Origin of the sequence: Flammeovirga pectinis (assembly GCF_003970675.1) — a bacterium.
In the GTDB taxonomy this organism is placed as follows: Bacteria; Bacteroidota; Bacteroidia; order Cytophagales; family Flammeovirgaceae; genus Flammeovirga; species Flammeovirga pectinis.
The window spans coordinates 1,021,801-1,036,202 of the sequence record NZ_CP034563.1 but is presented as its reverse complement, the minus strand read 5'-3'; the positions used below and the strand labels follow the sequence as shown (position 1 = coordinate 1,036,202).

Sequence of the window (14,402 nt, the reverse complement as noted above, 5' to 3'; positions counted from 1 at the left end):
CGTTTATATAAATTGATTACAAAATTATTGGTAAGAAGCCAATAGATTAATTACTCTTTCTTTCATTGATATACGTACTGATTCTGGCGATATAACAGTAAGATGATCACCAAAAGCAAACAATTGAGTTTCCAATTCTTTATTCGGAATTACATCAATCGAGAAAGTAGTACCCTTTTCTGTATCTTCAAGTTTTTTCTGCGTACCATGAATAGGCTTCGTCTTTACATAATCAGCCCTTACTTTATCAACAAAGAAAGTGATGACTTCAGAGCTTAATTCATTACGTGTAACCCCAATAATATCTTCAAAATAGTCTGTAAAATCAACAAAAGCATTTTGGATATAGATATTATTAAGCACTTCTACTTGTACAATTCTATCTAACGCGATATTTGTAATTGTAGGAAAACGATCATCCTTACCTAATAGAAACCACCTATTATTGTATTGCTTTAGAAAATAAGGACTGATTTCAAAAGTCTTACTTTCATTATCTAAAAAGCCCTTATATACTACTTTAACAACCTTTTGATAATAAATTGCATCAAACAAAATACTTAAGAACTCCAATCCTTTTAGATCCACATTGGAATCAAAACTGATAAACTCCTTTTCTATATCTTTCAATTGGAATGTATGCTCCAATTTTGCTTTCATTTCTCTTACCCACTCAAATTGAGGAAGTCCTTCAAACCTACTTAAAACCATTAATGCAGATCTAAGTTGATTGGCTTCTTTCTCATTAATTGGCTGATTACCGATCGAGAATTTTGTATCATCATAGCGATAATAGGTTTTTCTTCCTTCCCGCTTTTTCTGTAACTCAATACCATAACCATCTTCACTTTCCATAAATTTGATATCATCGAAAATCTGTCTTCGCTGAATACCAGATGTGTTCTCATCTATATTGAAAAGTGATATATTACATTCATCAATTAAATCTTCTATAAAATACTTTCTTCCTGTGTTACGAAAACATCTATCTAAAGTATTATATCTGATTTGAGCGTTTTTATTAATCGGCATACTAATTACTTATTTTATACCTAAAAGTAATAATTCATAATTTAAATGCAGATATTCTGCACTAAAAATTATCACTTCATATTATCTAATTTTTTTTGAATGTTGAATATGATTTTTCTCTACAAAAGATAATCTATCTTTAAATCTTTTTACAAAGAATATACATATTATACCTAGTCCTAATGGAAAGCCCATCCAAATACCAGCTTCACCTTGCCCCCAATGGAATGCACAGAAATAAGAAAATGGTATAGCTATAATAAAGTACGAAGAGAAAATTAACCACATTGGTACTTTAAAATCGTGTAATCCTCTTAATGCTCCTGCATATACTATTTCTATGGCATCAAATGTTTGATAGGTTGCCAACCAAAAGATAAATATTCTAACAAAATGAATTACCTCTTCATCCTGTGTAAATAAATAAGGCATCCAAGATCGTCCTGTTAAGAAGAAAATAACTGCTCCTATAGACATGGCTACTATAATTATTAAAGAAGCATTTGTGATTCTATTTACTTCCTTAAAATTTCTTTGTCCAAATTCTTGACTTACCAAAATACCAGTTGCAGAACCAATTCCTTGATAAACCATATACCCCAAAGTACTTAAACTTAATGCAACCTGATGTGCGGCTAAACCTACTTCTGATACCCAACCCATCATTAAAGTAGAAACACTAAATGCACTAGACTCCATTAACATCTGAAACGCCATTGGAATACCGTTCTTAAAAAATAACTTTAATTCTTCTGTTTGTACTTTAACTTCAGAAAGTAATGCGGCATATTTTGAATAGAGTTGTCTATATGTAAATATCCAATATGCTGCAAAAGCCATAAATATTCTGGCTAATAAAGTACCTACACCTGCACCTAATAAACCCATTTTTGGTGCTCCGAATAACCCGAAAACAAAGATAAAATCGCCTATAATATTTACTACATTTCCCAGTAGTGTAATTTTCATTCCTGTTTTAGTATCGCCTACTCCTTCAAAGAATTGTTTGTACGTAAGAAATATTATTTGCGGAATTAAGGATAAAGCAAGTAGCCATAAATAATTCTGACTATCTGAGATAATTGCTGAAGGTTGACCCATATAAGGCATTCCAATATTTAAAACAATTAAAACTAGTAATAATGCAATACAAATTAAAACGTTTGCTACAAAACTATTTTTTAGTGCTTCTACTGCCTTCTTTGGATTATTTAAACCAATCGCTTCTCCAATTTTTGGCGTAAGAATAAATGTAAAACCCATTCCAAAAAGGAGTACTACATTAAAAATTGTGTTGGTAAATGATGCTGCCGCTAAAGGTGTTCTACCTAGTTGACCAATAATCATGTTATCAACTATACCTACAGAAATTTGTCCCATTTGGGCTAAAATTACGGGCCATCCTAACTTTAGAATGCTAGAAAAAAGTGGAGAATAACTCTCCCATTGTCTTTTCAATTGAATTTTCATCTTATAAAACTTAATTGAAACAGACGAGACCTTCCCCTTTATTTATTCTCTTATACAACTATTTTGGCAGACTAAGGCTGGGCTTTAAGGTGAAAAACTAGTTGATTTTCAACGAATAAACAAAGTCGTTGTTTATACTTTAATTATTTAACTCCGCAAGTTAATAGATTGCAGAATTAAAAATATAGTTGATAAACAATTATTAGGCAGTGATACTAAAATGCCTCTCTAGTAGTTAACCAAAGTCCATTCTGATTGTAATTACCAAAACCGTAATCTATTCTAAAGTTTAAGCGCATATCTTCCACTAACTGAAATCGTAATCCTGCCCCAACAGTATATTTTATTTCTTCAAAAGCATTTGTACCATTAGACCCGTATACATTACCTGCACCAGCAAATAAGACAGCACCTAATCTCCACCAAATATCTCTTCTGTATTCTACTTGAGCCATGTAGTAGTTTTTATCAATAAATCTATTGGGTTGAGCAATACTTCTTAGTCTTTTAGAACCACCTAACTGATTTAAATAATAAAAAGGAATATCTCCGTTTTGCATGTGAAATGCTCCAAATAATCCTATAATATTTTTTTCATTCTTAACTGAAAAGAAATGAGAAAACTCGGTATAAAAATGCCAAAACTTGTAATCATTGGCAAAAAACTCTGGATAAGTAGTTACAGCAACTTTTAATAAACTTCCTTTTGTTGGGTAAACAATATCATCTCTTGTATCAAATTTAAAAATTGGCCCCAATCCTAAACTAAAACCACCATCATAACCTAAAACTTTATCGTTCAAAATTTCTCCTTGTATATCTTCAATTTTGTTCTGCTGAATATCATAACGAATACCTATAAAGAGAATCTCTGTTAACTCGTAAGAAACCTCTCCAAAACTAGAAAACCTCCTGTTAAAAAATTGTGAGGTATCTGCTGGAGCTAAATTATTAACCCCATAAAAAGTATTAGGTACATATTGATATATACCTGTAAAATACATGTTAAATCTTCCTTTCCCGAACATTACTAAACTAGCATCAACATTAAATAATCCTTTTGTAGATACCATAACAGAAGGAATTAGTGTTGTCGGTCTATAAAAACGTCTTTTAATATGCTCCTTTTCTTTCTTATCCTTAAATGTAAAAACGGGCATAACACCTATAGAAAATCCTTCTTGTTCACTATAACCAGCCATAGGATAGGTAACCGTAGTAAACTTCTTTGCATCGTAGGTTATTACATCTATAATCTTATCAACTACATTTTTATCAGTTAGCGTATCTGATGAAACTTGTCCAAATATTTCTAGATGAAATAAACAGAGGAGTGCAATTAGTATAGGTTTTATTTTAATCGTTTTTATGTTCATTCAACTTAGTAGTTAATTATTAGTTTAAAATTAGTTTTTGATTTAATATTTGGCAACTATTTAATGAAATAGTGACGATTATGATTAGTTTTTAAGACTATTAAAATAGATAATCTTGTATTCTAATTAAAAAAAAGAGTACTTCGTAATAGATCAAAATATATACATAGATGTCAAAATTTTTAAACACAGTTCTAATTCTATTATTTTTTAGTTCGTTTATTTACGCACAAACGTATATTGAAGAAATTAAATCCTATCAGGAAGAATTAAATACAGAATATAAAGATAAAGATGAGAGTCCACTTTCTAGAAAAGACCGTTTAAAATTTAAAGCACATACTTTCTTTAATATTGATGAAACGTACAAAGTTGAAGCTGAATTTGAAAGAATAAACGATGCTATTCCATTTAAAATGGAAACCTCTTCTACTAGTAAACCTACCTACGAAAAATACGGTAAAATTACGTTTACATTAAAAGGTAAAGAGTACCAACTGTATGTATACCAAAGCCATCGTTTAAGAAAGATGGAACAATACAAAGATTATTTGTTCTTACCTTTTACGGATAAAACAAACAGTAAAACTACATACGGTGCTGGTAGATATATAGAAATTAGTATTCCTGAAGGAAATACAATGATTATTGACTTTAATAAAGCCTATAATCCTTATTGTGCATATGCCGAAGGTTATGCTTGTCCAATTCCACCTCCAGAAAACTATCTAGATACTGAGGTTGAAGCAGGTATTATGTACAAAACAAAATAATAAAGAAAGAACTCCTAGTTGAGTTCTTTTTTAATACACTTTATTCCCTTTTATATACGTATTCAGAACTTTAACTTCAAGAACCTTATTAATATCAATTTCCATAATATCTTGATCTAAAATAATAAAATCAGCTTCTTTACCTTCTTCAATACTACCAATTCTATCTTCCATAAACTGTGCTTTTGCAGCCCAACTCGTCATACCTCTTAATGCTTGCTGCCTAGTTAAAGCTTCTTTAATTTGAAATCCTTGTTCTGGTAAACCATTTCTGTCTTTTCTAGCCACTGCAGCATAAAATGTGTACAAAGGATTGATTGGTTCTACAGGGAAATCTGTTCCTAAAGGCAACCAATTATTTTGATTTAATAAAGTTTGGAATGTGTATGAATGTTGAATTCTTTTCTCCCCTAATCTGTCAATGGCAAAATCCATATCTGATGTTGCATGAGTTGGTTGAACAGATGGAATAATAGAATAATTTTTAAAATAAAAAACATCTTCAGGATTAACTATTTGAGCATGTTCTACTCTCCATCTTCTATCATTATTATGTTCTAATAATTCTGAAAAAATCTTTAAAACTTCTCTATTCGTAGAATCTCCTATTGCATGAACGCACACTTGAAATTCTTTATCAAATGCTATTTTAGAAATCTCTCTTATTTTATCAGATGTAAGCACCATCTGCCCGAATGCATTTTTCTTATCCTTGTAAGGTGATAATAAACATGCTCCTCTTGAGCCTAATGCCCCATCACCTCGTATTTTTATTGCTCTAGGAAATTCTTCATTCTCAATATAACTTTCTGATAACATATAATCTACACCATCTAAAGAGGCATCTAACATAGCATAATTATGTATTTTCAATTCCCCTTCTTTATAAAGAGAATCATATAACATGAGTGTTGGGTGTTCTATATAACCAAAATCACTTACGCCCGTTAATCCTACTTTAAAACAAGAATCTTGTGCTTCTAAAATTAGCGAAGGGATTTCATCTCTTGTTACTTTACCTAAAGCTAGATTATTAACAAATTCCATTGCATTATCCACTAATATTCCGGTGGGTTCACCTTTATATTTTACAATTTCACCTCCTTGAACATCTGTTTCGTTTGTGATTTCTGCTAATTCTAGTACTTTAGAATTTACCCACATTGCATGTCCATCAATTCTTGATAATATTACAGGAGTATCCTTAAAATATTTATCTAATACTCCTTTTGTTGGAAAACGTTTATTGATCCATTTTGTGTTATCCCAACCATAGCCTATAATTACATCTTTAGGTGTTTTTTTGTTTTCTTCTTTTAAAACTTTAATTACTTCTTCCCATGAGTTTGTATTAGAAAGGTCAACATTATTTAAACCCTCTGCTAACCAAAAGAAATGCGAATGGGCATCAATAAATCCTGGGTAAATAAATTTCTCATTTAGATCAACTTGATCTTTGGATGTATAATTTTTAAGAATATCTATTGTAGTGCCTACTGCTAAAATTTCTTCGTCTTTTACAGCAAATGCCTCTACAGTAGTAAAGTCATTATCCACTGTATACACATGTCCATTGTAATAGATGTGATCTGCTTTTTCTTTGAATCCATTCGGATCACAAGACATCAAAAAGATACCTAGAAATAGTAGTAACTTATAAAAAGAATAACGTTGAAATAAAGACATATTTATAAAGAAAAACCATGAAAAACTCCTAATAAGGAAATTATAAAAATGAAACCGTAGAAACACATCATTAATATAGTAACCACACCTACAAATTTAAAGTGCGATTTTAAATTTTTAAACGACAATTCTAATTGTTCCTCATCTTCTGATAATAAAGCACGTTTAAGCTTTCTTGAAAAACCAAAAAGGTACCTTACGGGAAAGATATAAATAATTGACATAATGATATATCCAATTACAACAAAAATTGATTGATCTGCATATTTTGTTGGTGCCGTGAAACCTATAACAATTGCTGCAATTAGTATAGCACCAATGCCTATAAACCCTAAAATTGAAAAGAAGTAAGTCCATTTTTGTACTTCTTTTAAATAGTTAAACGCATTTATTGTAATATGAATATTTTGATTTGGAGCACTGTTAGTTTCTTCAAAAGTTGACATTAAGATAAATTGTTAGTGTAAATAATTCATTTCGAAATGTAAAATAGTCCTTTTTTGATAATATTAAAATGTATTTAAGGATAGATACACAAAATTATAGGCACCTGAAGTTTAATATTAGTAATTCAAAAAAAAAGAGCTAGCCCGAAGGATAACTCTTTTATATATATATAAGTAGTGTTGTTCTAATAAATCAAATGATAAACACTTGCTTCTAACCAACAATTAAATTGATTAAAGAAAAGAAGCCGATAACATACATTGTTATAGGTAACTCTTTAGCTTTACCTCCCAAGATATTCAAAATAACATACGATAAGAACCCAAATGTAATTCCCATAGAAATTGAATATGTTAGTGGCATCATTATAATTGTAAGAAATGATGGTACTGATGTTAACATGTTATCAAATTTAATCTGTTTGATATTTGAGAACATATACACTCCTACCATAAGTAAAGCAGGTGCAGTAGCGTAAGAAGGTACTATTGTAGCCAATGGAGAGAAAAATAAACATCCACCCATTAATAACGCTGTAAATACAGAAGCTAAACCTGTACGTGCTCCACTTGCAATGCCCGAAGCCGATTCTATAAATATTGTTGTTGTAGAGGTACCCAACACTGCACCAACTACCGTTGTTGCTGCATCTGCTTCTAAAATCTTTTCTAAGTTAGGAACTGTACCGTCTTTCTTTGTTAAACCTGCTTGGTTAGAACATGCTATAATTGTTGACAATGAATCGAATAAATCAACAAACATGAAAGAAAAAATAGGTCCAATAAATGCAAACTTTAAAGCACCCATAATGTCTAATTTCATAAATACAGGCTCTATTGATGGAGGTGTACTTATTAAACTTGATGGTAAAGAAACGTAACCCATCAAAATGCTTGATAAAGTGATAAACAAAATACCGATTAAGATACCGCCAGTTACTTTTTTATATTCTAAATAAGCTGTAATAATAAAGCCTATCATTGCCAATATCAACTGAGGTGTAAACTTTCCTAAGGTTACTAATGTTGCAGGGTGATCAACAATTAATCCCATGTTTTTCATGCCAATAAACGTAATAAACAAGCCAATACCAGCTGTTACACTAATTCTTAATGACAAAGGAATAGCATTCGCAATCTTTTCTCTGACTCCTAAAAAAGTAAGAACCACAAACGCAACGCCAGATATAAATACAATTCCCAATGCAGTTTCCCAAGGAACACCTGCACCCATTACAATTGTATATGTAAAAAACGCATTTAGTCCCATTCCTGGAGCCATTGCAAAAGGCATTTTACCCCAAAAAGCAGCTAATAATGTACCTACAATACTGGCTAACAAAGTAACTGTAAATAATGCTTCTTTGTCCATACCCGTCTGACTTAATATATCAGGGTTAACAAAGATGATGTAAGCCATAGTTAGGAAAGTTGTTAGACCACCTATAAATTCTTTGCTTACTGTAGTGTTATGTTGATCAAGCTTAAAAGCTTTGTTTAAGAAATTCATATTGTAATATATTGAATTTATGTAAAATAAATGGCGATCATTTTACATTTCAATTCCTAAAATTTTGATTGATAATGTTAGGGGAAATAGAATTAGAACGTTAAACGCACACATGGTTGAGGTACAAAAGCACTCGCGTTATTCTCTGCTAAATCTTTATTGAAGTGCATGTAAATATCACATCCAATTTCAAACTTAGAGTTAGCATCGTTCTTAAATATAGTATTTCTACCTACATCAAAAAGAAATCTTGTTTGAGAAATAAAATCAGCACCAAGATCTGTACTACCAAATGCCGCTCTATTTGTAGCTTGTGGAATAAGATCGAAGAATCCTTGAATTCTAAAACCAGCTTTCCTCCAAATTGGTAAATCAAATACACCTGTAAATTGAACTGCATTTTCTTTAATATTATCAGTTCTCCAATAAGCAGATAATTTTAAGAAGCCATCTTTAGGTGCCTTAAAAGTAAAGCCTAAACCAGCTAAACCAGCAGCGTAACCATTACCAAAGTTTATTTGACCATCTACAGAAACATCTGCGACAGGACCAAAAGAAAAATCTTGACCTGTAACACCAGATAAACTGACCCAAGGAGATACTTCAGAATACAATCTGTAATTTCCAGCACTCTCATCTGGAATCTCGTTATAAAAACCTGTTGTATAGAAACCATCTGGTGCTCCCATAAAGTTTACAAATCCATATACACCACCCCATTTAGTAACAGTAGTATGGTCTAATGTAAAAAGATTCATTCCCCATTTTTTGGGTTTGTACCCGTCATGTAGTCAGTATTATTCCAACCGTATGCGTACTCAATAAAAGTACTTGAGTAATTTTGTGCTTGTGTATTTTGAGATGCCAACAAGCTAACCATCAAAAAGATAGGTAGTAAGAGTTTCTTTGAAACCATTGTAATTATAAGTAGGACGTTTTTTAAATCATTCAGAATTTTTCCGAATGGGCAAGCAGATGGTAATCGCCAATACATCTAACATTGCGCTGCAAATATGATTGTAAAAAATGAATTATTAAAAAAGGAAAATTTACACTTAAACCAGTCGTTTATACAATGTTATCTAACACACTTTAATAAACCTTTGATTTTGATTAAGATATCAAGGTTTTATAAATTAGAGGATTAATTACTAACAAATGTCAATTAATAATTATTTGAAGAAAACTAAGTAATCTGCCTCATAACTTTTAGAGGTTAGAAATATTTTCATGTCGGCTTTGTACAGTTGATCAACTAAAATCCAATCAGCAGAAGAATCCCAGCTATTTGGTGATATAGTGATATCAGCTTGATATGCATTTGTAACACTCTTAACTATTTTATCTGCTTTCCATTTTTCTGTAACTATAAATACTTTTGGTTTAGGCTCTACTCCTTCATTAGCTCCAGCCATAGAACAAGAAAGTGAGCCTAAAAGCATACAAATTGAAAGTAGGTAAAGTGATAGAAATTTCATTGTGATAATTGAATAGTAGATACTAGTAATCATTGATTTAATCAAAAATAATAAACAATAATTAGAATAGCATTTCTCCTAGCCATTGATTAATAATCATTAAAAGAATATATATAATAATCGTTATATTTAGTTGCAATTTGCAACCTATATATTGAATGGAGTCTACCAATTGATTAATTTAAATTAACATTAACCTATTTTTAAATTTGAACAGACACATCAAGAATATTATTACAAAATATCCTTTTGTAATTACCTACTCTCTAACATTTAGTGAACTTCTTTTTGGGTATATACTTCTTCTATTTATTACTAGAGAGTATTCTACTGAAGATGTTGGATTATGGTTTTTATTTTTCTCAATTTTTAATTTCTCAATTAATATTAGAGAAGGTGTTGTATATGTTGCTTTGGTAAAATTTTCTTCTGGAAAGAATATAATTGATGCCAATCAAACTTATAAAACGGTTTTAATTGCAATTATATTAATCGAACTTCTTATTGGGATTATAATCTCTAGTATTGGCTTTATTGATCTGTTTCCCAATTTATCAAGTTTATTAATAGTATACCCCCTATTCTCGTTAAGCATTAACCTCTTAAAATGGGTTGAGAATATTCATAAGAGTAAAAAGACAATATATATAGCAGTACTAATTAATAGTGTTACACTTACTCTATTAATAATTAGTCTCTTCTTTGTCCATGAGTACCAACTATCCATTAATGAATTGGTCTTTTGTTTAATTGGTATTTATTTAAGTTCATTCTGTTTTTCTCTGTTTACTATCCCATTTAAGAAGATCATTTTGAGTACAATCAATAAACAGACTTTCAGTAGTATTATGTTATATGCAAAGCAGGGATTTTTAAAAGCATTGTTTGGTACTATTTCATCAAAAATGACTTTATTCTTATCTGCTGGCATTTTATCCCTAGAAATTACAGCATTATTAGGATTGGCACAACGGTATTTAGTTATCATTTTATCTATATCAAACTCAATTCAATTAATCTTTTACCCTAGGATAGTAAAACTTTTTGAAAAAGGAAGTTTAGATAAATTGAAAGAAGTTTTTATTGATACACTCAGTCAGGTATATCTTATCATTACTCCAATATCTATAGGGTTTATTATCTTTATTAAACCAATCATAACATTCCTACATGGAAATACTTATTCAGATTCATTTTACCTATTGATTATATTGGTTATTAGTTCTTTGTTTGCTCCTCTAGGTTCCTTTTTTGCAAGCTACACAAATGCAAAAGGAAAACCACAGTACAGTACCAATATAGTAATCTTTAATAGTATCTTATTAATAATTACTTCTATTGTATTTGTTGAACTTTATGGGGAAATAGGCACCGTATTACCTGGCCTAATTACTGAATTAGTTGGTTCAGTTTTAATATTTATCTACTTTAAAAGAAATGAAAATCTAAATTTATTTTCAATGATTTATAGTATGAAAAGTCAGCTAAAACGAGTGATTGATATGGTAATAAATAAAAGGCAGACAAAATAAAAATAATTCGTTTATGGCTTAATAATTCGAATTTCTGTTCTTCTATTTAATTGATGTTCATTTTCTGAACAGTCTATACAATCTGTATATGTTATACTCTCGCCATGATAATCAATTCGAACTCTTGATTTATCAATTCCTTTACCAACTAAAAACGACATAGCGGCATGTACTCTATCCAAAGATAATTTAACGTTGTATCTCTCAGAGCCCCTTACATCACAATGTGCATTTAATTCTACTAATGAATTCTCATTATTTGACAAATATGATAATACATTTCTTAATTTAGTAATTGCACTTGAAGTTAAACGTGATGAATCGAACTCATAATAAATACTTTCTATTTTTAATAAGTTTTCATTTCTAACTTTTTTCAAATAAATGTCTTGATGAATAATACCAAATTTATCAGGATTCGGGTTAGCAATTACTGTATTTTCTGAGGTATAACCTTCTGCATTAGAGATTAAGAAATTATTTATTGGTAATCTATTTAATATAATTTCATAGTGCCCTTCTACCGTATTACCAATGCTTTTAATTACAGTAGAATCTCCATCATAAAGGAAGACTTCTGAGTTATTTATTCGTTCTAAAGAAACTGCATCGTATACATTACCAATAAGTTGTAAGTTTGTTCCTTTTACTAATTCAATAATATAAATATTCTCTTGTCTACCCATTTGTGCAATAGGTAACTCCTTGTATTTATAAGTAGACGACATGGCCGCTATAGACTCTATCTGATTTTTTTGCTCTGCATTAAAACGAACAAATCCAGTAGTGTTAGTAACAAAATTATGTGTTGCCATTTTCTGTTTGTCGTAACATTCAATAATAGCATTTTCTATAGGTTCTCTTGTTAGACTATCTATTACTAAAACAACAAAATCTTTCTCTTCTTGTTTGAACATATAGATATCATCAGAACCAATTCCACCAGTACGATTTGATGTAAAAAAGCCTTCAACTACACTACTCCCTTTATTAAAAACTATACTAAAATCATCTGTTGAAGAATTAAATGGTGCTCCTATATTTTCTATATTAGTTACACTATCGTTTTCCATTGTAGCCTTAAAAATATCCAATCCACCAAGTCCAATATGTCTATCTGATGAAAAATACAATGTGTTATCGTCATACCAATATGGAAATAGTTCATTACCCGTTGTGTTTATAACATTGCCTAGATTAACAGGTTCACCCCAATTTCCATCGTCTTGTAAATGAGATACAAAAATATCTGTACCTCCATGTGTACCTTCTTGGTTTGAAATAAAATACAACTTGGTACCATCATCTGATATTGTTGGGTGACCAATTGAATGCGTTTTTTTATTGAGGTTAATTTCAGACGGTCGAGTAAAAGTGTTTTTCTCTGGATTGTATTTTGATTGATAAATCTGTAAATGATGAACAATCTGATGCTTATCATCTTTAAACGATTGTCTTGGTAGATTTACAGTAAAGAAAAATTCGCTTTTGCTTTCGTTATAAGTAGATGGGCCTACATGAAAATTTGAAGCAATATGCTCATGTACTATATTAGAATTTGAAAACATCCCATTTTCATCTTTATTGATCAGGTACATTTCTAAAAAATTATCACCGTCTCTATGATGAACATCTCCTTCATTTAAATCTCTTCTGGTTGAAGAATAAATTATACCTTCTCCAAAGATCAATGGACTCATGTCTCTTTCAGGAGAATTGAATAACACATTTTCTACTTGAACAGAATATTTATTTTTTTGTAATTCATTTAAGTAATCTTGCTGGCATGATAAGTATAAATCTCTCACATCTGCATCTTGAGGATACTTGAAAAGGTATTTTTTAAACGCATCACCTGCTTTACCGTATTGGCCTAAATTTTTAGCCATTAAACCATAATTTAGATATACATCTTCTTTACCTTCCCATTGTTTATCAAGTATACTTCTATAAATAGTCAGCGCCTTACTGTAGTTTAATATTTTCTGATTGGACATCGCTAACCTGTACCTAGAAACTAGATCTAGTGCATGTACATTTCCAAAATTTTCTATTGCAAGTGCAAACTCCTGTCTTTCGTAAGCCTTATTGGCTCTATCCAGAAAAGTTTTTTGCTTTTGTCCAAAAGTAGAAAAAGAGCAAATGATAAAAATATTTATAAATAAGAATAACTTCATTTTTAGAAATATCTTGGACTTGTAATAATGTTACTTGGTGGAGACTTTTTATTAATTCTAATTCCTAAAAGGATTTCATGTGTTCCTGATGTTGCTTTTTGTATTTCGGTATGAGGATAATCATATGCATAGCCAATTCTAAAACGTTCTTTTAAAACAACTTGTGATAATAAGGCTATTCCATCTTCCGATCTATAAGAAACTCCTAACCAAAGCATTTTTTGAAAGATAAAAGTAGCGGTTATATCACCTTGAATATTATTGTTTTTTACATATTTGAATAAAACGGATGGTACAAATTCAACTGATCTTGATAAATCAAAATGTACACCTCCTTTCAAGAAATAATGCCTTAAATAATAACTTTCTGATGTATTAGACATTTTTGTTTCTAAAATATTGGGTATTGAGAAACTCACATAAAATCTTTTGTTGTATAAATAAGCACCAAAACCTGTATTAAAATTAAATAATGATTCTTTGCCATTTGCAAACAACGGATCAGAAGTTTGTTGCACTCTTAATGCCCCCCAATCGTGCTGAAAATTTAATAAAGAAAGGTACATTCCTAAAGATAATCTAAGGTTATTATTAAGGTCTAAAATATAAGAGAAAGCTCCTTGAACCGTATTATTATTAGAAATCCCAATTTTATCATTTACAAAATTCACTCCTACACCAAACTTACCTTTTGATACATTAGAAGATGCAGAAAAGTTAATTGTACTTGGTGCTCCTTCATAATCACTCCATTGTTTTCTATAAAGCATAAGTGCATTTACCCCATCTTTAGTTCCTGCTATCGCAGGATTTATTGCTAAAGTATTATAGGCATACTGCGAAAACATGGGCATTTGTTGTCCCATACAAGCAATACTTGTAAAAAATAGAAGTGCTATATAGATACTAATAACTTTCATCT

The 14,402-nt window shown here is 30.4% G+C and carries 13 protein-coding genes; 2 read left to right on the top strand and 11 right to left on the bottom strand.

The annotated features are described in order from the left end of the window. Window positions 1–24: 24 nt before the first annotated feature. From EI427_RS24140 to EI427_RS24130, 3 genes are all read right to left on the bottom strand, one after another. Window positions 25–1,032 (bottom strand): helix-turn-helix transcriptional regulator, encoded by a 1,008-nt coding sequence (locus tag EI427_RS24140; protein ID WP_126619901.1) that lies wholly within the window; start codon window positions 1,030–1,032, stop codon window positions 25–27. A gap of 81 nt (window positions 1,033–1,113) precedes the next feature. Next, window positions 1,114–2,502, bottom strand: coding sequence for an MATE family efflux transporter (locus EI427_RS24135; RefSeq protein ID WP_126619900.1), 1,389 nt, complete (start codon window positions 2,500–2,502; stop codon window positions 1,114–1,116). Window positions 2,503–2,717: 215 nt separating this feature from the next. After that, entirely contained in the window at window positions 2,718–3,878 is a 1,161-nt protein-coding gene (locus EI427_RS24130; RefSeq protein WP_126619898.1) for a BamA/TamA family outer membrane protein, read from the bottom strand. A gap of 170 nt (window positions 3,879–4,048) precedes the next feature. Here EI427_RS24130 and EI427_RS24125 point away from each other — a divergent pair, with 170 nt between their 5' ends. After that, window positions 4,049–4,651, top strand: coding sequence for a DUF1684 domain-containing protein (locus EI427_RS24125; protein WP_126619896.1), 603 nt, complete (start codon window positions 4,049–4,051; stop codon window positions 4,649–4,651). Between the two features lie 30 nt (window positions 4,652–4,681). Here EI427_RS24125 and EI427_RS24120 read toward each other — a convergent pair whose 3' ends face one another. From EI427_RS24120 to EI427_RS24100, 6 genes are all read right to left on the bottom strand, one after another. Continuing rightward, window positions 4,682–6,337 carry an amidohydrolase gene (locus EI427_RS24120; protein WP_126619894.1) on the bottom strand — a complete coding sequence of 552 codons (1,656 nt, stop codon included), beginning with the start codon at window positions 6,335–6,337 and terminating at the stop codon, window positions 4,682–4,684. 2 nt (window positions 6,338–6,339) lie between these two features. After that, on the bottom strand, window positions 6,340–6,783 hold the full coding sequence (locus EI427_RS24115) for a DUF5362 family protein (RefSeq protein ID WP_126619892.1): 444 nt from the start codon (window positions 6,781–6,783) through the stop codon (window positions 6,340–6,342). Between the two features lie 214 nt (window positions 6,784–6,997). Further along, on the bottom strand, window positions 6,998–8,293 hold the full coding sequence (locus EI427_RS24110) for an NCS2 family permease (protein ID WP_126619890.1): 1,296 nt from the start codon (window positions 8,291–8,293) through the stop codon (window positions 6,998–7,000). A gap of 92 nt (window positions 8,294–8,385) precedes the next feature. Further along, on the bottom strand, window positions 8,386–9,051 hold the full coding sequence (locus EI427_RS24105; protein WP_126619888.1) for a hypothetical protein: 666 nt from the start codon (window positions 9,049–9,051) through the stop codon (window positions 8,386–8,388). Continuing rightward, complete coding sequence (locus EI427_RS26020; protein ID WP_155523319.1) at window positions 9,048–9,209, bottom strand: hypothetical protein; 162 nt, start codon at window positions 9,207–9,209, stop codon at window positions 9,048–9,050. Before EI427_RS26020 ends, EI427_RS24105 begins: the two co-directional genes overlap by 4 nt. Window positions 9,210–9,465: 256 nt before the next feature. Next, window positions 9,466–9,771 (bottom strand): DUF6150 family protein, encoded by a 306-nt coding sequence (locus EI427_RS24100; RefSeq protein ID WP_126619886.1) that lies wholly within the window; start codon window positions 9,769–9,771, stop codon window positions 9,466–9,468. 209 nt (window positions 9,772–9,980) lie between these two features. On the opposite strand from EI427_RS24100, the gene EI427_RS24095 reads away from it, so the two are divergent. Next, the gene (locus EI427_RS24095) at window positions 9,981–11,303 is read left to right on the top strand and encodes a lipopolysaccharide biosynthesis protein (RefSeq protein WP_126619884.1); all 1,323 of its coding nucleotides are present in this window, start codon (window positions 9,981–9,983) and stop codon (window positions 11,301–11,303) included. Between the two features lie 11 nt (window positions 11,304–11,314). Here the strand turns inward: EI427_RS24095 and EI427_RS24090 are convergent, their stop codons facing one another. Further along, the gene (locus EI427_RS24090; RefSeq protein WP_126619882.1) at window positions 11,315–13,480 is read right to left on the bottom strand and encodes an OmpA family protein; all 2,166 of its coding nucleotides are present in this window, start codon (window positions 13,478–13,480) and stop codon (window positions 11,315–11,317) included. Between the two features lie 2 nt (window positions 13,481–13,482). Further along, a complete protein-coding gene (locus tag EI427_RS24085; protein ID WP_126619880.1) occupies window positions 13,483–14,400 on the bottom strand; it encodes a PorP/SprF family type IX secretion system membrane protein in 918 nt (305 codons plus the stop codon). Window positions 14,401–14,402 lie beyond the last annotated feature (2 nt).

Bases quoted from the DNA above. Each gene is read 5' to 3' on its own strand.
- EI427_RS24140 (WP_126619901.1), bottom strand. From the start codon at position 1,032: ATGCCGATTAATAAAAACGCTCAAATCAGATATAATACTTTAGATAGA.
- EI427_RS24135 (WP_126619900.1), bottom strand. From the start codon at position 2,502: ATGAAAATTCAATTGAAAAGACAATGGGAGAGTTATTCTCCACTTTTT.
- EI427_RS24130 (WP_126619898.1), bottom strand. From the start codon at position 3,878: ATGAACATAAAAACGATTAAAATAAAACCTATACTAATTGCACTCCTC.
- EI427_RS24125 (WP_126619896.1), top strand. From the start codon at position 4,049: ATGTCAAAATTTTTAAACACAGTTCTAATTCTATTATTTTTTAGTTCG.
- EI427_RS24120 (WP_126619894.1), bottom strand. From the start codon at position 6,337: ATGTCTTTATTTCAACGTTATTCTTTTTATAAGTTACTACTATTTCTA.
- EI427_RS24115 (WP_126619892.1), bottom strand. From the start codon at position 6,783: ATGTCAACTTTTGAAGAAACTAACAGTGCTCCAAATCAAAATATTCAT.
- EI427_RS24110 (WP_126619890.1), bottom strand. From the start codon at position 8,293: ATGAATTTCTTAAACAAAGCTTTTAAGCTTGATCAACATAACACTACA.
- EI427_RS24105 (WP_126619888.1), bottom strand. From the start codon at position 9,051: ATGAATCTTTTTACATTAGACCATACTACTGTTACTAAATGGGGTGGT.
- EI427_RS26020 (WP_155523319.1), bottom strand. From the start codon at position 9,209: ATGGTTTCAAAGAAACTCTTACTACCTATCTTTTTGATGGTTAGCTTG.
- EI427_RS24100 (WP_126619886.1), bottom strand. From the start codon at position 9,771: ATGAAATTTCTATCACTTTACCTACTTTCAATTTGTATGCTTTTAGGC.
- EI427_RS24090 (WP_126619882.1), bottom strand. From the start codon at position 13,480: ATGAAGTTATTCTTATTTATAAATATTTTTATCATTTGCTCTTTTTCT.
- EI427_RS24085 (WP_126619880.1), bottom strand. From the start codon at position 14,400: ATGAAAGTTATTAGTATCTATATAGCACTTCTATTTTTTACAAGTATT.